Annotated in this window: 13 protein-coding genes and 7 pseudogenes; 12 read left to right on the top strand and 8 right to left on the bottom strand. The window is 73.4% G+C overall.

Going from position 1 to position 18293, the window contains the following annotated elements; genetic code table 11:
- Nucleotides 1-51: 51 nt before the first annotated feature.
- Complete coding sequence (locus UK82_RS19820) at nt 52-969, bottom strand: SCO6745 family protein (RefSeq protein WP_152989949.1); 918 nt, start codon at nt 967-969, stop codon at nt 52-54.
- A gap of 474 nt (nt 970-1443) precedes the next feature.
- Between UK82_RS19820 and UK82_RS19825 the strand changes: the two genes are divergently transcribed.
- The gene (locus UK82_RS19825; protein ID WP_055408647.1) at nt 1444-2301 is read left to right on the top strand and encodes an SAM-dependent methyltransferase; all 858 of its coding nucleotides are present in this window, start codon (nt 1444-1446) and stop codon (nt 2299-2301) included.
- 394 nt (nt 2302-2695) lie between these two features.
- Complete coding sequence (locus UK82_RS19830; RefSeq protein ID WP_236706160.1) at nt 2696-3874, top strand: ABC transporter substrate-binding protein; 1179 nt, start codon at nt 2696-2698, stop codon at nt 3872-3874.
- Between the two features lie 21 nt (nt 3875-3895).
- On the opposite strand, the pseudogene UK82_RS38820 reads toward UK82_RS19830, so the two are convergent.
- From UK82_RS38820 to UK82_RS38835, 4 pseudogenes are all read right to left on the bottom strand, one after another.
- A pseudogene (locus UK82_RS38820) lies at nt 3896-4237 on the bottom strand (phosphotransferase family protein); the annotation flags it as partial.
- Nucleotides 4238-4457: 220 nt separating this feature from the next.
- Nucleotides 4458-4621: pseudogene (locus tag UK82_RS38825) on the bottom strand (phosphotransferase family protein); the annotation flags it as partial.
- Nucleotides 4622-4637: 16 nt separating this feature from the next.
- Nucleotides 4638-4690, bottom strand: a pseudogene (locus tag UK82_RS38830) (hypothetical protein); the annotation flags it as partial.
- Nucleotide 4691: 1 nt separating this feature from the next.
- A pseudogene (locus UK82_RS38835) lies at nt 4692-5185 on the bottom strand (phosphotransferase); the annotation flags it as partial.
- 398 nt (nt 5186-5583) lie between these two features.
- Between UK82_RS38835 and UK82_RS19840 the strand changes: the two are divergent.
- The 7 genes and pseudogenes from UK82_RS19840 to UK82_RS42960 form a co-directional block, all read left to right on the top strand.
- The gene (locus UK82_RS19840; protein ID WP_044887347.1) at nt 5584-7623 is read left to right on the top strand and encodes a hypothetical protein; all 2040 of its coding nucleotides are present in this window, start codon (nt 5584-5586) and stop codon (nt 7621-7623) included.
- A gap of 165 nt (nt 7624-7788) precedes the next feature.
- A complete protein-coding gene (locus tag UK82_RS19845) occupies nt 7789-8766 on the top strand; it encodes a MoxR family ATPase (RefSeq protein ID WP_044887348.1) in 978 nt (325 codons plus the stop codon).
- A 4-nt stretch (nt 8767-8770) separates the two neighbouring features.
- A pseudogene (locus tag UK82_RS38840) lies at nt 8771-9106 on the top strand (DUF58 domain-containing protein); the annotation flags it as partial.
- Between the two features lie 183 nt (nt 9107-9289).
- Complete coding sequence (locus tag UK82_RS42950; RefSeq protein ID WP_396230600.1) at nt 9290-10225, top strand: DUF58 domain-containing protein; 936 nt, start codon at nt 9290-9292, stop codon at nt 10223-10225.
- A complete protein-coding gene (locus UK82_RS19855) occupies nt 10222-12498 on the top strand; it encodes a transglutaminase domain-containing protein (protein ID WP_055408653.1) in 2277 nt (758 codons plus the stop codon). The genes UK82_RS42950 and UK82_RS19855 overlap by 4 nt, the downstream gene beginning before the upstream one ends.
- Nucleotides 12495-13933 (top strand): serine/threonine-protein kinase (locus tag UK82_RS42955; RefSeq protein ID WP_396230597.1); only part of this gene is annotated, 1439 nt, incomplete at its 3' end. The genes UK82_RS19855 and UK82_RS42955, both read left to right, overlap by 4 nt.
- A 339-nt stretch (nt 13934-14272) precedes the next feature.
- Nucleotides 14273-14452, top strand: a pseudogene (locus tag UK82_RS42960) (hypothetical protein); the annotation flags it as partial.
- A gap of 58 nt (nt 14453-14510) precedes the next feature.
- Here UK82_RS42960 and UK82_RS19865 read toward each other — a convergent pair.
- Both UK82_RS19865 and UK82_RS38845 read right to left on the bottom strand, forming a co-directional pair.
- Nucleotides 14511-14822 (bottom strand): hypothetical protein, encoded by a 312-nt coding sequence (locus UK82_RS19865; RefSeq protein WP_055408657.1) that lies wholly within the window; start codon nt 14820-14822, stop codon nt 14511-14513.
- 2 nt (nt 14823-14824) lie between these two features.
- Nucleotides 14825-14905: pseudogene (locus UK82_RS38845) on the bottom strand (hypothetical protein); the annotation flags it as partial.
- A gap of 193 nt (nt 14906-15098) precedes the next feature.
- On the opposite strand from UK82_RS38845, the gene UK82_RS38850 reads away from it, so the two are divergent.
- The 3 genes from UK82_RS38850 to UK82_RS41585 all read left to right on the top strand — a co-directional run.
- A partial coding sequence (locus UK82_RS38850; RefSeq protein WP_255354327.1) for an MFS transporter occupies nt 15099-15361 on the top strand: 263 nt, incomplete at its 3' end.
- Nucleotide 15362: 1 nt separating this feature from the next.
- Nucleotides 15363-16301, top strand: coding sequence for an MFS transporter (locus UK82_RS19870; protein WP_236706161.1), 939 nt, complete (start codon nt 15363-15365; stop codon nt 16299-16301).
- A gap of 93 nt (nt 16302-16394) precedes the next feature.
- The gene (locus UK82_RS41585; RefSeq protein WP_255354325.1) at nt 16395-16523 is read left to right on the top strand and encodes a hypothetical protein; all 129 of its coding nucleotides are present in this window, start codon (nt 16395-16397) and stop codon (nt 16521-16523) included.
- Nucleotides 16524-16950: 427 nt separating this feature from the next.
- On the opposite strand, the gene UK82_RS19875 is transcribed toward UK82_RS41585, so the two are convergent.
- Nucleotides 16951-18198, bottom strand: a complete 1248-nt coding sequence (locus UK82_RS19875) for an alpha-hydroxy acid oxidase (protein ID WP_055408660.1) — start codon at nt 18196-18198, stop codon at nt 16951-16953.
- Nucleotides 18199-18293 lie beyond the last annotated feature (95 nt).

Genomic DNA, 18293 nt, shown 5'->3' on the forward strand with positions numbered 1-18293 from the left:
ATTCCCCCGGCGGCCACCGGCTCGGCGTCGGCCGCTATCTCACGACGGCCGCTACCTGGCGACGGGGCGGCGCAGCCTCGTGGCGAGGCCGGCGGCGCCGAGGGCGGCCACGACCTTGGCGCCGAGCTCGATCATGCGATCCATGCCCGCGTCGCCGATCGGCTCGTAGGCCAGCGCCGCGAGTTCGTCGGTCCGATCCTCGATCCAGCGCCGGCGGCGGCGCCCCTGCACCGTCAGCTCCGGCGCCGACTCCGGCGTCCCGGCCTCGGTCAGCCAGCCCCGGCGGCGCAGGCTCGCGACCGAGGCGTCCCAGGCCGCCGCGTCCCAGCGCCGGGAGTCACGCAGCGCCTCCCCCGGCCACCCCTCGTAGGCGGCGTGGACCACGAGCGCGTCGATGCCGCGCAACCCTTCGATGACGAGGCCGCCGATGTGCCCGTCGCCCCGGTGCTCGCGCAGCACCTTGGCGGCGTGCCAGATCACCAGAGGGTCCTCGCGCGGCCACGGCAGCGACGCGAGCCCGGCGAGCAGGGGTCGGCCCTCCCTGTTCGCCGCGGCGGCCTCCCCGGCCGCGCGCGCGAGCTCGGCCAGCTCGCCGAGTTCCGCCGGATCGATCGGCGCGAGCGCCGCGGCGAGCACCGGCGCGAACGCCGCCTGCTGCGCCGCGAGGATGGCCTCGGGTGACGCCTTGCGCCACACGGCCGGAATGACGCTGGCGACCAGCCGGGGATTGACGTTGTAGAAGGTCGCCACCACCACGTCGGCCGGCGCCGGTCCCAACGGCGCGGCGCGCGTCACCAGGTTCACGACCGCGACGTCGTCGAGCCCGAGGTCGAGTCGGTGCAGCGCCGCGTGGACGGCCGGGCAGAGCACGCCGGCGCCGAACGTGGGCTCGATGGCCAGCAGCGCGGGACGGGTGCGGGCCACGTCCAACCCGGCCGCTTCGCCGTCGGTCAGGATGTTCCGATCCATGATCACAGTCCTTCTCCTCTCGTCGCGCGGGAGTCCCGCCACAATGGCGACCTGACCCGCCGGGCACGAAGAAGCGGCCGGAAAATGATGTGCGCACGCGCGCCGGGCATCCGCCGAACGTACGGCGTCATTGTCGGGCGCGATATCGGTGTTCGACGGCCGCGCAGGGCCCCACATAACCTGCGTGTGACGTCCGGCGGCGTTAGGGAGAATGACGTCGGCGGACTATTCGGTCCGCATGGGCGCCGGACCGCTCGGGGGCCCGTCCGGGCTACTGGGCGGTCCGCATAAAGGCGGTCCGACGTCGGTCATGGCATTCGCAGGGCGAGGGGGAATGATGGTCACGGCGGCACCGTACCACTCTCCAGCCGCGCGGTGAACGGCGTTGACTTCCCCGCGTCTCGTGGACCCGCCGAGGCCGCTGCGGCTAGGGTGATTCGGGAGGGATCGTCCGGCTTTGAGGGGCAGGTTGCGGTGACCGAAGCGGAAGCAGGAAACGCCCCCGGCGGGCAGTGGTGGACCTCCCTGGCCGACGAACCCCAGCCGGCCGACCTCAGGACGGACGAGGCGCACTCCGCCCGCATGTACGACTACTACCTGGGCGGAAAGGACAACTTCCCGGCCGACCGGCAGGCCGCGGAACAGGTACTGGCCACGTACCCGAACGCCCGGAACGTCGCCCGGCACAACCGCGCCTTCATGATCCGCGCCACCCGGTTCCTCGTCGGCGACCGTGGGATCCGTCAGTTCCTCGACATCGGGACCGGCATTCCCACCTCCCCCAACCTGCACGAGGTGGCCCAGGAGATTGCCCCGGACACCAGGGTCGTCTACGCCGACAACGATCCGATCGTGCTCGCCCACGCCCGCGCCCTGCTGACCAGCAGCCCCGCCGGCCGCACCGCCTATCTCAACGCCGACCTGCGCGACCCCGGTCTCATCCTCGACTCCCCCGAGCTGGCCGGGACCCTCGACCTGACCCGGCCGGTCGCGCTGTCCCTCATCTCGATCTTCCCGTTCATCCCCGACGCCGACTCCCCGCTCGACATCCTCCGCACGCTGATCGATGCGCTGCCCTCGGGCAGCTACCTGGCCCTCACCCACGCCACCGCCGACTTCGATCCCGCCTTCGAGGCGTCGGCGTCGGCCTACCGCAGTCGCCGCATCCCCAATCAGCTCCGCAGCCGCGCCGAGGTGGAACGCCTGTTCCTCGATCTGGAACTCCTCCCCCCCGGCGTCGACCTCGTCCACCGCTGGTTCCCGGACCCCGCCCACGCCGACCTCACCGACACGGACGTCAGCGTGTACGGCGGCATCGCCCGCAAGGCGTAGCCCGCCTGCCCGGGCATGGCGCGGTTCCGAGGAACACCACGATCGCGCACAACAGGACAATCACGACAATGAGGCGGGAAACGCGACACTCGACCCCGGCCGTGGAGCAGCTCTCCTCGTGTTCCGCTTCCAGTGGCGACAGCTACCACCGAATATGACTGCCCGTCATTGGCCCCGGATGCCGGCCTCGGTAATGTTGCCGCACTGATCAGGCCCGCGGCATTGATCAGTGCAGGATCGAGTGCACGGACGTTGAATCCGCCTCGACGGCGCCAGGTCCACGTCGCCGGCGGAGGTACCGTGCCGCCGCCCGATTGGCGCGCCGCCGCCTACATCCGTCCCAGGGAGTCCCATGTTCACCTGCCGCCATTCGAGACCCCTGGCGGTGAGCGCCATGTTACTTCTGGTGGTCGCCGGTGCCGGCGGTTGCTCAACCTCCGGTGTGGCCTCGGCGTCCACCTGCGACACCCCGGGGGTGACGGCCGACCACGTCAACCTCGGCGTCCTCTACCCCGACACGGGAGCGGTCGCGAGCGCCTTCGGCGCCGTCCGTTCCGGCATCGACGCCCGGCTGGGCGTGGCGAACTCCACCGGCGGCGTCCACGGCCGCACGATCACCTATCAATGGCGGGACGACCAGGGCGCGGCCGCCACGAATGAGACCGCCGCCCGCGATCTCGTCGACGGCCAGGGTGTCTTCGGCATCATCGAGGCGACCCTCGCGGCGAGCGGCAGTGCGCAGTACCTGGCGGACCGGAATGTTCCGGTGACCGGCCTGGCAGCCGAGAAGGTCTGGTCGAACTACGGGAACATGTTTGCCTTCTCGTATGTCAGCGCCGCTCCCACCGACACCTACGGGCAGTTCGTGCGGTCCCAGGGCGGCAGCCGAGCGGTCGTGGTGCAGACCGCGCTGTCGACCGGCGTCTCGGACGCGGCGGCGAGATACGGGCGCAGTGTGGACGCTGCCGGTGTGCAGGTCCTCGACACACTGAACTACACCCCGGGCGCGGACAGCCCGCAGTCGGTCGCCCAGCGGATCGCCGCCCTCGATCCGGACACCATCATCAGCGTGATCCAGCCGGACGCTCTCATCGCGGTCCTCGACGCGCTGCGCGCCGCGGGCCGGAGCCCGAAGGTCGTGCTGTCCGCGAGCGGCTACGACCGGCGGCTGCTGCGCGCCTACGGCCCCCGGATCGCGGGGCTCGCCGTTCCCGTCTTCTACCGGCCCTTCGAGTCCGGCGGCCCGGCCCTGACCGCCTACACGACGGCGATGACGCGTTACTCACCCCAGATCAGCCAGCCGGAGCAGGACCTGGCCGTGACCTCCTACATCGAGGCGGACATGTTCGTCCGCGGCCTGGAACTCGCCGGCGCCTGCCCCACCCGAGACGGCTTCATCACCGCGCTGCGATCCGTGACGCGCTACGACGCGGGCGGTCTGATCAGCCCGATCAACATCAGGACCGGCCTCGGCAAACCGACCACCTGCTACTCCTTCGTCCAGGCCAACGCGAAGGGCAGCGCGTTCGACGTGGTGGCGCCGGATCTGTGCGGCAAGGAGCTCACCCCCTGAAGGCCCCGACGTCCCCGGTTCTCACAGGCTGGGCTGCGGGACGTCGCGGTGCCGCGTGATCCACGAGCCCGCCGGGCCGTTGAGCATGCGGGCCCGGTGAAGGCGACGGTGGAACAGCGCGACGAGCTCGGCGTCGTGGCGACCATCGTCGGCGAGGACGAAGTCCTCCAGCTCGTGCTCGCCGTCCGCCCACGACCGTGGGCGTCGTCCCACCAGGGCGGCGGTGTCGTCGAGGTCCGCGGCGACGACCGCCGCCCCGATCTCGTCGATCCGCTGCAGGTGTCGGGCGAGCCGCACGGACATGCGGTTGTGGTACCGCTGCGCGCCGGCGCCGAGGTCCTGCCCCTCGAGGGAGCGGGTCAGNTGCNGGTGNGCCGGCCCGTACGCCGACCCGACCGGCTCGGGTTCCGCGACCTCCNCCAGCTCGACCCCGACGNCGGTGGCGATTCCNTCGAGCGCCATCAGGTTGGTCTCGATGCACCAGTGCAGGTTGAGCATGTAGTCCGTGCCGGGCACCGGATCGGCGAGCACGGAGTGGAACTCGAGCTGGTTCGACAGGGCCCACAGAATGTAGTGGTAATGNACGGCCTGGAGGTCCACCGCGGTGCCGCTGCGTTCCTCATAGCGGCGCATGAGAGGGGCGAGGTCGCCCAGGGCGACGAACGGGCTGCGGACCCACATTCCCCCGAGATCCTGCAGGGGGTCGCCGACGTGCCCGAACTCCAGATCGAGCAGCGCGGTGATGCGNCCGCCGGANTGCAGNAGCTGCCCGGCGTCCCAGACGATGGCCGACTCGCGGCCGCGCGAGTCGGGACGNTGCCGCGACAGCCACCCCAGCACGAACTCCTGGAAGGGGTCGGGACGCTTCTTCAACTTCCGGTAGGCGGACTCCTCGAAGTGCCGCAGACCCACCGCGCCGGGATCCTCGCCGGCACCGGCGCGCACGATGCCCGCGTCCACGAACGGCGCCACGTCGAGCGCGTGCAGCCGGACGAGAATGTCGATGTAGTCCTCCATCGCCCGGCGGCGTTCGTCGTCCGGGACGCCCTCGAAGGAGTCCCGCCCCTCGACGCGCGCCATCACGTAGGCCCGCGGCTCCTCCGACCAGCCGTAGACGGCCGGCACCGGAATGCCGTGCTCCTGCAGGACCGACTGGAAGCGCATCTCGTGGCGCAGCGGGAACGCCGACGGCGAGTCGACCCGCTCGCCACGCACATACAAGGGCAGGATCTCGCCGTCGCGTTCGACATCGACCCACCAGGCCGGGCGCCAGCGCGCCTGCCGCTCGACGCGCACGACCTTCCCGCCCACCTCACGTTCCAACCAGCCCGTGATCCATTCGGCGTGCCCGTCACTACGGTCAGGCAACCTGGCCTCCCAGCGTCATCGCGGCCGGGACCCCTGTTCCCACGCCACACTCGTCACCGACCTGCCGCGGTATCTCGGTCTTCGGGCCGCACGCATGCGCAGGGCGGGGTACGAAGGTCAGCATGAACGTCGCGGCACCGGATGTCACGGAGATGTCACGGTCTCGGTGGAACTGCGGCTGTCCGGGCGAGCTTGCCGGGCGAGCTCGTCAGCGCCCTCGTCTCCGTCAGATATCCGACCGGGGCAACCGCGGCGTCGGGTCTGGCGCGGCACGGGATACGGGATCATTGACAGAAGCGGCGGCGAGCCCCAGCCCCAGCCCCAGGCGGTGATGGACGACAGTGCGCAGGCCGATTGGCGTCCGTTCGACCGGCTCGATCTCGGTCGGGCTCGCTCTGGCGATGGCGGTGGCGACGCTGGTGGGCGTGCTGGGGACCAGCGCGGGCTCGGCGTTTCTGCCGGTCACGGACAGCGGTGCGTGGCTGTGGAGCACGGCGAAGGGGTGGGCCACCCACATCAACGGACCGTCCGGACGGCCCGACTTCAACGTCCCGGTGCCAGATACCCGCGGCCACCGGATCGAGCTCAGCCAGGATGGCGTCTCCGTGCTGGTCTCCGACCGCGACACCGGTGTGGTCAGCAGGATCGACCCGGCCGGCATGGGGCTGCTGTCCCGGCCCTTCGGCCACGGCTCGTTCCGGGTCGTCGCGCATGGTGGCACCGCCTATCTCGTCGAGGATGCGACCGGGACGGTGATGCGGATCGACCCGAAGACCCTCGACGTGATCGGGGCGCGGCTCGAGGTGAAGGCACCGGTCACCGGTGCCGGGATCGCCGACGACGACACGCTGTGGCTGTCCGTGGCGCGAAGCGGCGAAATGATCGCGATCCGCGACGGCAAGATCATCAAGCGGGTTCGGGTCGGCCGGCCGGACGGCGCGCTGGCGATGACCATCGCCGACAATCAACCGGTGGCGGTGGACGGCACGGCGCCGGCGCTGGTCCCGGTGGCGGTCGACGGCCCGCGCGCGCCGAGCGCGCTGCCGCCGCCCGCCGGCCAGGGCCGCCGGCTGCTGGTCGCGCCGTCGCTGGAGGGCAGGGTGGTGCCCGTGCTCGTCGAGGGGACGGACGTGATGTTCCTCGTCGATCTGGCGGCCGGGTCCGGTCCGCGGGCCGTGCGTACGGTGCGGCTGGTCGGGCAGTCGCCGGCCAGCCGGCTGGGCGCCCCGGTGATCGCGGGCGGCCGAGTGTACGTGCCGGACGACGGCACCGGACAGGTGCTGGTGTACGACCGCGACCACCAGCGGTTCGAGGAACCGATCCGGATCGCGGGTGGCCCCGGGCTGCTGACCCTGTTCGTCCGCGCCGGCTCGGTGTGGATCAACAACGCGGACGGCTCCCAGGCCGTCTCGGTCGGGCCGGACGGCCGGCGCCACCAGGTGGACAAGTACGCCCCGGGCGTCCCGGAGCCGGCCCGCAGCGCCGATCCCCACCTCCCCCAGCCGCCGCAGGTCGCCACGAACGCGCCGCGCGTCGTCGTGCCGCGCGTACCGCCGTCGCGCCCGCCGGCGACGCGGGTACCGGCGGTGCGGCCACCCCCTGCCTCCCGGCCGTCGACGCCGGCGCGGGTCCCACCCGGCCCGCTGCCCGGGCCCGGCCCGATCGTTCCGCCCTCGCAGCGGCCCCCGAGGACGCCGCCCGCGACCGCGCTCCCGCCAGGGCCCACGGGGCCGCCACGGACGGCCCAGCCACCGCCGGCGACGACCCCGCAGCAGACGCCACCCGCGCAGCCCGTGCCCGTTCCGCCGCCGCCACCGGCCGCGCCCGGGGTACCCGGCGTGCGGGCGGTCGCCGCCGCCGGCGCGATCACCGTCACGGTGACGGCACCGGCGGCCGGCGGACTGGTGACCAGCTACGCGCTGACCACGAACCCGGGCGGGACCCGCACCCTGACCGCGCCGGGCACGGTCACCATCGCGGTGGCCGGGTGCGCGACCGCGACCGCCAGCGCCACCGCCACCGGTCCGGGCGGCACGTCGGCGAGCTCCGCCACCGCGCAGGCGGTCGGCTGCGTCCCCCCGGGCGCGGTGCGCAACATCGCCTCGGCCGCGGTCCAACCTCCGACCAACAGTCCGGGGGACATCCGGGTGACCTGGGACCCGCCGGCGGACACCGGCGGCGGCGCCCTCGACTACGTGGTCACCGTCCACTACTCCACGATCAACGGAGTGACGCCGCAGGACCAGATCGCGGTGGTGACCGGGACGAGCTACGAACGGGGGAGGGCCGCCGGCCGCGACCCGTACTCGCGGATCAGCGTCGCCGCGCGCAACGCGGCCGGCACCGGGCCCGCGGTCGTCGGCTACACGCCGGGCGGGTGACCGGCGGGTGGCCGGCACGCGGCCTGACGTGCATCCGACAGCCGTGGGACAGCCCGGCACCAGCAAACCTCCCATCGCCGCCACCTCCGGCCGGCTAGTCTGGGACGAAGCGTGGCAATGAAGACACGGATCGTGCAGCCGCCGTGACGCCCGCGAGGGGGGATCGTGCCAGAACGCCAGGACGACGCCGGCTGGGGGGACTTCGCCGCGGCGTTCCAGGCCGTGGTCGACAATGTGGGGCTGGTGATCCGCGGCAAGACCGACGCCGTCTCCCAGGCCCTCACCTGCCTGCTCAGCGGCGGCCACCTGCTGCTGGAGGACGTCCCCGGGCTCGGTAAGACGTCCCTGGCCCGGGCACTGGCCGCCTCCGTCGAGGCGAGCTGCCACCGGGTCCAGTTCACCCCGGACCTGCTGCCGTCCGACATCACCGGGGTGACCGTCTACCACCAGGGTTCCGACGCGTTCACCTTCCACGAGGGCCCGGTGTTCGCCCACGTGGTGGTCGCGGACGAGGTGAACCGGGCGTCCCCGAAGACGCAGTCGGCGCTGCTGGAGGTGATGGAGGAGAACCGGGTCACCGTCGATGCGGTGAGCCACTGGGTGCCCCGGCCGTTCTTCGTCGTCGCCACCCAGAACCCGGTCGACATGGATGGCACGTACCCGTTGCCGGAGGCGCAGCTCGACCGGTTCCTCATGCGGGTGCGGGTCGGCTACCCCGACCGCGCCGCCGAGCTCGCGATCCTGCGCGACCGCCGGTCCGGGCTGCGGGTCGAAGACCTCCAACCGGTGCTCACCACCGACGACGTCCTGGCTCTGGTCGCGCTGGCGGCGCAGGTGCACGTCGCGGACAACGTCAGCGGCTACGTCGTCGACCTGGTGACCGCCACCCGGTCGCTACCCGGCCTGCGGCTGGGCGCCAGCCCCCGCGGCAGCATCGCGCTGCTGCGGGCGGCGCAGGTGCAGGCCGCCGCGGCCGGCCGGGCGTTCGTGATCCCGGAGGACGTGCAGCGACTCGCGGCCCCCGTCCTCGCGCACCGGCTGCTGGTCACCCCGGACGCCGAGCTTCGGGGCTACACCGGCGAACAGGCGGTCGCCGAGGCCCTGGCCGCCGTGCCGGTGCCCCGGACACTCACCGGGGTCTGACGGCATGGCCGCGGCACCCGCGACGCCCCGGGCGGCCCGACCCGCAGCCGCCCCGGGCTGGCTGCGCCGCGTGCGCGGGACCATCACGCCGACCGGTTTCGGGGTTCTCGCCGGCGTCGTCGTCACGGGCACGGCCGCCGGGGTGCTGCGCTTCCCGGAGTTGGCGGTGCTCGCCGTCGGCGGCGTGGTGGCGTTGCTGTGCGCCGCCGCGCTGGTCGCACGCCAGCCCCGGTTCACCGTGGAGATCGAGGTGACGCCGATGCGGGTCGGCCGCGGCGAACCGGCGATCGCCGGCGTCACGGTGCACAACGTCGGCTCCCGGACGGTGATCGGCCCGGTGNGGCTGCGCCTGCCGTACCGAACAGGCCTCGGACCTACGACGAGCCTCGGACCTACGGCAGAGCCCGGAGCCGCGACAGAGCCCGTGGGCGGGGCCGAGGGCGCCGGGGCCGAGGGCGCCGGGGCCCGGAGGCCGGAGGCCGCCGAGGCCGAGATCCGGTCGCTGCCGCCCGGGGCACGCCGCATGATTGCCATCCCGCTGCCGACCGGGCGCCGCGGGTTGCTCCGGGTCGGGCCGGCCGAGCTGGTCACCAGCGACCCACTCGGGCTGTTCGCCCGGACGCAGCAGCGGGGTCGACCAGCGGTCGTGCACGTGTACCCGGTGGTCCAGCCGCTGGCACCGCTGCCGTCCACCCGCGCCGGCCGCCCCGACGGCCTGCCGGTCGACAGCGAGACCCAGGGCGGGGTGACCTTCCACCGACTGCGGGAGTACGCGCCCGGCGACGACCCGCGCCACCTGCACTGGCGGTCCAGCGCCCGCGCCGGCACGCTGCTGGTCAGGCAGTACGTCGACCCGTCGGAACCCGCGACGACGGTGGTGCTCGACACTCGGCGCCGGGCGTACCCGCCGGGTGATCCGGGTGCCGCCGCCTTCGACGCCGCGGTGGACGCCGCCGCGTCCGTGCTTCTGGCGTCCGCGCGGCTGCGGTTCCCGGTGCGGCTGTGCACCACCGCCGGCCTGCGGCTCACCCTCAGCGGCGGCCGGGCCGACGAGACCACGGCCCTGGACGCGCTGGCCGGGGTGGAGCTGATCGACTCGGGCCCGCCCGGTCCGGGTTCCGGCGGCGGCCCGGCCGCCGGACAGACGCTCACGGCCTCGGTCCGCGGCTCCTCTCGGCGCGCCATCGGCACGCTGGCTCTGGTCAGCGGCACGCAGGACGCTGCCGCGACGGTCAGCGCCGCGGCGGTCGCGGTCGGATACGAGCGGGTGGTCGTGGTCCGGGTCGGTGAAACCGGCGGCCTGTCCTCGCTCGGCGGCGGACGACTGCGGGTGCTGGACGTCCGCGACGCCGCCGGCCTCGCGGTGCTCTGGCCGGCCTCGACGGGGGTCCGGCCCCCGACGGAGGGCGGCCGGTCCCCGGCGGGGGGCGGCCGGTCCCCGACGGACGGCCTGCGGTGACCGCACGCCTCGCCGCGCTGGGTGTCGTCGCCTGCCTTGCGGGGCTGGCCGGCGCTGCCTTCCACCGGGGGTTCGGCCTGGGAGCCGTCCTCGGCCCGGTGGTCGCGGCCGCGGTCATCCCGGTGGTGCTGGCCGCACTGCTCGCCCGGGGCGGCCGCCGGCCCCCGCCGCTGCCGGTGTCGTTCCTGAGTTCGGCCGTGCTGTGGCTGGCCGTCGTCGCCGCGACGTTGTTCCGCGACGGTTCGCCGCACGCCCGCGGCGTGCTCCCGGCGGTCGCCGACGGCCTGGTCAACGGGAGCACCCGGCTGCTCGACACGACCCTGCCCGCGCCGGATTCCCCTGACCTGCTGGTCGTCCCGCAGGCGCTGACGTGGCTGGCCGCCCTCGCCGGCGCCGAACTGGTGCTCAGAACACGGTCGGTGCTGGCACCGGCGCTACCGGCGCTGGTCGCCTTCGGTGTGGCCGTGACGGTGACGGTGTCCGGCCCGGGCTCCAACCTGGGCATCGCCGGCGGCCTGGTGGTCGCCGCCGGGGCGCTGGCCCTGTGCCGGCGGGCCGAACCGCGGGCGCCCTCGGACCACGGCCGTCCCACCTGGCCCGAGTCGGCCGGTCGGATCGACGCGCGCCGCTCGACGCTGGGCCTCACCGTGGTCGCCGCGACCGCCGCCGTGGCGCTCGCGGCCGGTCCGGCGCTGCTCGTCCCGAGCGCCGGACCGTACGACCTGCGCGCGCACCGCAGCGTCCCGTCGCACCCGCAGCCGACGGTGAGCCCGCTCGACTTCGTCTCCGCCTGGCTGCGCTCGCCGGGCGAGGCGCTGTTCACCGCCGCCCCTCCCGTCTCCCGCAACATCCGCCTGGCGGCACTCGATCGGTTCGACGGGCAGCAGTGGACACCGTCGGCGCGGTTCACCCCCGCCGGCGGTCGGGTACCACCGGCGCCGGGCGGACCGCCGGCCGCGGACCGGATCAGCCAGGACATCACCATCGGCACCCTGCCAGGCGTGTTCCTGCCCCATGTCGACCGACCGGTCACCCTCACCGGTGCCGACCTCGCCGTCGACACCGCCGGCGGGAGCCTGATCTCGAGCAGTCCGCTGGTCCCCGGGCGCGCCTACCGCGTGACGTCCGCCGTGCCGCGCGACCTGAGCCCGCAACAGCTCGCGGCGCTGCGGATCGCGAGCGGCACCTCGTCGGACGCGGCCCGGACCCTCCCACCGGGGCTGCCGGCGCCGATCGCCGCGGCGGCGCGGGAGGTGGCAGCGGCCGGGGGCACCCCGTTCCAGCGGGCCTACCGGCTGGAACAGTTCCTGCGCACCCGGTTCACCTACGATCCGGAGGCCCCGTCCGGCCACGCCTACGGTCACCTCGCCTACTTCCTCGACCGCAGCCACACCGGCACCTCGGAGCAGTTCGCCACGGCGTTCGCGGTCCTCGCCCGGGTCCTGGGCCTGCCCAGCCGGGTGGTGGTCGGCTTCCACCCCGCCGGCCTCCCCGCGACCGGCGCGGCCCCGGTCGGAACGGATCGGACGAAGAATGATCGGACGGGGGCCGGTCGGACGGGGGTTGTGCGGGCCGGGGATGTGCTGGTGTGGCCGGAGATCGACTTCGCCGGGGCCGGATGGGTGTCGTTCTACCCGACGCCGCAGGCAGCGGGCCCGCATGGGGGGTCGGTCGCCACCTCTGCCCAGGGGGAGCCGGCCGGTCGGGCCGAGCAGGTCACCGAGGCCGCCGCCGTGCCACCGCAGTCCGTGGTGCAGTCCGCGCCGGCCGGGTCCCGGTCGTCCTCGACCCCGGTCGGCGCTCTCGCCGGGCTGGCCCTGGCCGGCGCGGTGGTGATCGCCGGGGTGGCCTACGTCGTCCTCGGTCTGTCCGCCCCGGCCCGCCGCCGGCGACGACGGCGGGCGGCGGACGGCGACCGGGAGCGGGTGGTCGGCGCCTGGCTGGACACGCTCGAGTCGCTGGACCGGGCCGGTGCGCCGGTGCCGCCCTCAGCGACCCCGACGGACGTCGTCGACCTCGGATCGGCCCTGGTGGGACCGGGCGGACGGGCCCCGCTGACCGCTCTCGCCCGTCTGGCCACCGCGGCCCTGCACGGGCCGGACATCCCCGGCGCACCGAGCGCCGTGAGCGGACGAGAGGCCGAGGCGGCCTGGCAGCACAGCGCGACGATGCGCACCGAACTGCGCCGCGTCACCCCGCGCAGCCGCCGGGCCCGCCGGTGCCTCGCGCCCGCCGCGGTCTTCGGCTCGGCCCACCGGATCGAGCCCCGGTGAACGAGCACGAGGGCGAGCACGAGGGGCCGATCATCGCCGGCTACCGCTCGCTACGGCCGATCGCGCAGGGCGGCTTCAGCATCGTCTACACGGCTTACCAGGACAAGCTGGACCGCACCGTCGCCGTCAAGGTCATCAATGCGGACCTGCTCGACGCTGCGGCGGCCCGTCGTTTCGCCCGGGAATGCCGGGCGACCGGGCGCCTTACCGGCCACCCGAACATCATCACGGTGTTCGAGGTGGGCTCCACCCGCGACCGCCGTCCGTTCATCGCGATGCAGTACCTCCCGGCCGGCTCCATGACCGACCGGCTGCGGCGGGAAGGCCCCCTCGGGACGGCGGAGACCCTCCGCGTCGCGGCGCAGATCGCCGACGCCCTGCACGCCGCGCACAGCCTGCAGATCCTGCACCGGGATGTGAAGCCGGGCAACATCATGCTCTCCGATCGCGGGGACCCGGTGCTGAGCGACTTCGGCATCGCCACCCTGGGACTCGGCACCGACAGGTCGGGTACCGACGGCGCCTTCACCGTGGCCTACTCCGCGCCGGAGGTCCTGCAGGGCTCCCCCGCCAGCGTCGCCTCCGACCTCTATGGCCTGGGCGCGACGATCTACACTCTGCTGTCCGGGACTCCGCCGTTCGGCTGGCTGCCCGGTGACTCCACCCCAGCGATGATCCTGCGCATCCTCCACGACGAGATCCGCCCCCTGCGACGGGCCGACGTCCCGGACGAGGTGGAACGGGCGCTGCACGCGCTGATGTCCCGGGATCCGTCCCGTCGGCCGGGCAGCGCCGCGGAGGCGGCGGCCGAGCTGCGTCGGCTGAACGCGGTGCTGGGCTTCACCGTCCGTCACACGCCACTGAGACCCGTCGGCGAGCCGACCCCGCCGCCGGTGTCCACCGGTATCGGGCCCGGTCCCGGTGGTCACGACGCCGCGGAAGCCGCGCGCGCCGCGCACGCCGACACCGCGCGTGCCGACCCCGCGCGTGCCGACCCCGCGCCCCCGTCGCCCGGCGATGCGCCCACCGCCGTCCAGCCCGGGCCTGCCCCCGCACCCCCCGCCGATCGCGCGTTCCCGGCCGCGCCGGCGACCGGCACGACCGCACCGGCGCAGCCGAGGGCCGTCGATCCGGTGACCCCGCAGGTGGCGGCGGGGGGACTGGATGCCGCCGGCGGCGGCCAAGGCGAGGATCTGCTCGTGGCCGGTCGTCGGTCGATCCGCCGGGTGCCGTTCCTGCTGATGATCGTGACCGTCGCCGCGTTGGGCGTGCTCCTCGTGGTCCTGGTGGCAGCCGTCATCGCCAGTCGGAACGACCAACCGACGGCGGGCGTCGCCACCACAGCCACCTCGACGGTCCCGCCCAGCACGGTCGCGGCGGCGCGACCGCACCGTCTACAGGTCGCCGACCACGGCACGGTGGCCGTCCTGACCTGNCAGAACGGCTCGCCGTCCACCAGCCTGGTGCTGCAACGTCGAGGCTCCGAGGACGAGAGCAGACTGACGACACTGAGCGCCGGCCAGACGGTGTACTCCGACCAGATCGAACCCACCCGGCCCTACTGCTACCAGATCGGCCAGGTCCTCGGCGTCTATCAGGCCCAGGATGCTGCACCGAGGACCACCGTCGCCTGGTCCGGATACATCTGCATCCGGAACGCGACCCCGCCCGCATCCTGACCCGGCGAGCCGGGTCGCACAGGGGGGCAGCCCCCTGCCGAAGAGGGTGTCCAGGCCCCTCGTGGCCGCGGCCGGGCGCCACGAGTCTGAGGGTCATGACGCAGACGCCTCCCGCTACGGCTGCCCCGCCCGGACCTCGGCATCCCACGGAGCGCGCGCTGGCCCCCGACCTGGCCCGCGGCGCGATGCTGCTGTTCATCGCGCTCGCCAACGCCGGGAACTGCGCCTTCGCCGGCCAGCCCGGCCTCGACGGCACGCCGCACGGCGCGGAGCGCGGCACGCCGCACGGCGCGAAGCGCGGCGCGGAACCGGGGCAGGTGGGCGTGCCAGTCCTCAGAGGGGAATGTCCGCCGTCCCGGTGGTGGAACGGCGGACCAGGCGCAGCGTCCGGGCGAAGCCGGCCCGGTCGGGACCGATGTCGGCGGCTTCCGCCGCGTGGGCGATCAGGGCGGTGAGCGCGTACTGGACGGTCAGCCAGGCCCACCTCTCCTGGACAGCCAGGTCTGGCAGTCGGGAGCGCAGTACCTTCCCCGGGCCGCGGAGATGGGTCTTGAGCTGGTCGTTCGCGGTCTCCTCCGCCCAGCGTTCGCCCGGCCCACCCTTTTGCGCGCCTGAGTGATCCCGCTCGCACTCGACGGCGCCCACGCCGCGTCCCAGCAGCCGAACCGGTCCAGCGACCCGGTGACCTTCGCCGCGACCTCGGCGTCGTCGTCCGGGAACAGGCACATTCCCAGCGTCAGATACGCCGCCACATGCGGCGGGAGCTTGGAATGGCCCTGCCGATAACCTGCCTGCGCTCGATTAGGCGGTGATTTGGATCATCGCTCGCCGAAGATAGTCCGGTAAGACGGACATCCTTAACCCTTGGCACATACTGTTCCAAAGGTGAGCGATGCCACCGGAATCGAGACAGACGCCGATGTGCAACACGAGGTTCCCCTCCGGCGCAACGAGGGCTTCCGTATGCTGTGGATCGGCCAGCTGCTCTCCGATACCGGCTCAGGGATCGGCCTGCTCGCCTACCCGCTGCTTATCCTGGCGCTGACTCACTCGGCGGTGCTCGCCGGGGTGGTGGGGACGTCGCGGGCCATTACCCTGCTGTGCCTGCAGCTGCCCGCCGGGGCGCTCTCCGACCGGTTCAACCGGCGGCTGACGATGATCATTTGCGACACCATGCGCGCGATNCTGCTGGCCCTGCTCGGCATCCTGGTCGTGACCCATCTCGCGTCCTGGCCGGTCGTCCTGGTCGTGTGCCTGATCGAGGGAGGCGCAGGCGCCATCTTCAACCCGGCGGCTGCCGCGGCACTGCCGGAGATCGTGCCGGACGGGCAACTGGAGCAGGCGTCGGCCGCCACCGAGGCCAGGACCTACGCTGCCGCCCTGGCCGGCCCGGCGCTCGGCGGGGCTCTTTTCGGGCTGGGCCAGGCCGTCCCGTTCCTCGCCAATGCCGTCTCCTACGTTGTCTCGTTCGGCACGGTGAACAGGATCCGGGGGCAGTTCCGCCCGGAGAACGCGGCCGAGCGCAAGGCGTTGTGGCGCGAGGTGGCCGATGGCCTGCAGTTCGTCTGGCAGGTGCCGATCCTGCGCGCGGTAGCGCTAACGGCACCCTTGCTGAACTTCGCCTTCACCGGCGTGACCTTCACCGTCACGCTCGCGCTGCGTCATCACGGTACCTCCACTGCGGTGATCGGCCTGGTGCAGGCGACCATCGCGGCCGGCGGGCTGCTCGGCGCCCTGGTGGCACCCCGGCTGCAGGGGCGCATGCGCCTGGGAGCCCTGGCCACCACGATCACCCTGGCTGGGGCCCTGCTGTTCGGTGCTGCGGCACCGCTCCTCCCGTCGCCGCTGGTGGCGGCGCCGATCGCCCTAGCGCTGCTGCTCGCGCCGGCCGTGAACGCCGCGCTGTTTGCCGCGACGCTCCGCAGTGCACCGGCAGAAATGCGCGGCCGGGTCATCAACACCGTGGTCATGGCGACTACCGCGCTGGCTGCGCTGGCGCCGCTGACCGCTGGGCTGCTTGTCCAGCACGTGTCCGGCGCCTGGGCGGTGGGCGCCTTCGCCGCCACGGCCGCCGCTGCGGCAGTGCTGTGCCTGATCCTGCCAGGTTTGCGGCATGCTGCATGAGCCGCACGGATGAAGATTTCGGCAAGGACAACGTAAAATCTATCCCCATCACGCCTTGAAACAACCGCAGCAGCGAGAGATGCCTACAGCGGAATGCGCCTGTTCCCGGACGACGACAACGCCGAGGTCGCGGCGAAGGCCCGGGAACCGTCCGAGGACGACAACCGTCGCGTACTCGCCGTCCTCGCCTATCTCGAGGGTTGCAGCCCACCTGGAGGGTGAGCATCTCACGGCGCAGGGGCGGCTGACCGTCTTACCGGCCGCCACTCTCGCTGGGAGAGAGGGCGGTCGGTGACGGCCCGTGATGTCAGACGGCGCTCGCCTCGCCGCCGGATGGTTCGCCGGCACCACCCCGCGAGAGGTGTGCGTGGGAACGGAGCCACGTGGTTGCTCTGTATGCACAAATCGGACGCCGAACCGTACAGAAGAACCACGGTGGCGGCTCTCCCACGCATCCGCCCCGAACCGCGAGCCGTCGCCCCTACAGCGCCCAGTCGCAGCCACACCACGACGTCACGTAGCGTGAAAGCCGGCCAGGAAGCGGACGTCCCAGGCTCTGCACCCAAGGGATCGCGACACGAAGGCGGTGTCGATGGGGTCGAGGTGCCACGCCCAGACTGGGACGGCCACCCGGTGGAACAGGCCCGGCCTACGGCGTCGACGGTGACCGGGTGGCGGGGATGCGTGCGCCCGAGACGAGGCTGCGGTCGAGGTCCGCCACGGTCGCGGCGCCGAGCAGGGCCATCGCGCGGTCGAACTCCGCGCGCAGCAGCTCGATCACCCGAAGGACACCGGCCTCACCGCCCGCGGCGAGGCCGTACAGGTAGGGCCGGCCCACGAAGACACCCGCGGCGCCGAGGGCCAGCGCCTTGGCCACGTCGTTGCCCCGCCGGACGCCTCCGTCGAGGAACACCGCGAGCCTGCCCGCCGCCGCGTCGACCACCTCCGGCAGGATGTCGATGGTCGCGGGGACGCCGTCGAGCTGCCGTCCGCCGTGGTTCGAGACCACGACACCGTCGACGCCCAGCTCGACGAACCGGTCGCACTCGTCGGAGCGCATCAGGCCCTTGAGGAGCAACGGGCCCTCCCACAACGACCGGATCCGCTCGACGTCCGCCCAGGTGACGCTGTCCGACGACGACGCGATCGTCGCCCGGGTCTGGTCGAGGCTCAGCGGGACCGGACTGGCCGGACTGGCCGGACTGGCGAAACTGGCCGGACTGGCGAAACTGGCGGAACTGGCGGGATCGCCGGGACGGCCGGCGCCGAGCTGGCCGCGCAGGTAGTCGACCTTGCCGCGGACGAAGTCGGCCGCCCACGCCGGCTTGCCGGCCCCCTGCAGCACCGTCCTGGGATGCGGCGGCCGACTCATGAGCCGGTTGCGCGTGTCGCGCTCCCGGTTGCCCAGGACCGGCGTGTCGATGGTGATGGCCAGTGCCCGGTAACCGGCCGCCGCGATCCGCCGGAGGAGGTCCCCGACCTCGCTGCGGTCGGGGGGCAGGTAGAGCTGGTACCACAGGGTGCCGGTCGAGTGCGCGGCGACGTCCTCCAGCGGGAAGGCCGCCACGGTGCTCTGCATGTACACGACGTTCGCCCGCGCCGCGGCCCTCGCCACGGCGATCTCCGCGGACGATCGGGCGAGGCGACCCGCACCCGTCGGCGCCAGCATGATCGGCATCGACAGCCGCTCGCCGAACACGGTCGTCGAGAGGTCCCGCGTGGCGACGTCGGCGAGCGGCCGCGGGCGGAACTCGATGCGGTCGAACGCCGTGCGGTTACGCCGCAGCGACACCTCGTCGCCGGCTCCGCCTGCCAGGGCGTCGAAGACCACCCGGGGAAGCCGGCGGCGCGCCAGCTTCCGGACGTCCTCGACATTGACTGCGTCCTGCACCCTCACAAACACGAACCTTTCGCTGTCGGCGGGTCGCGGGAGCGCGTCCTCCCGGCCGCCGGGATTGTTCCGTCACGCCAGGAGCACCGACCCGGCAGCCG

Origin of the sequence: Frankia sp. ACN1ag (assembly GCF_001414035.1) — a bacterium.
Taxonomy (GTDB): domain Bacteria; phylum Actinomycetota; class Actinomycetes; order Frankiales; family Frankiaceae; genus Frankia; species Frankia torreyi.

Coding starts and splice junctions, on each gene's coding strand:
- UK82_RS19820 (WP_152989949.1), bottom strand. CDS start 969: ATGGATCGGAACATCCTGACCGACGGCGAAGCGGCCGGGTTGGACGTG.
- UK82_RS19830 (WP_236706160.1), top strand. CDS start 2,696: ATGTTACTTCTGGTGGTCGCCGGTGCCGGCGGTTGCTCAACCTCCGGT.
- UK82_RS42950 (WP_396230600.1), top strand. CDS start 9,290: ATGATTGCCATCCCGCTGCCGACCGGGCGCCGCGGGTTGCTCCGGGTC.
- UK82_RS41585 (WP_255354325.1), top strand. CDS start 16,395: ATGCGCCTGTTCCCGGACGACGACAACGCCGAGGTCGCGGCGAAGGCC.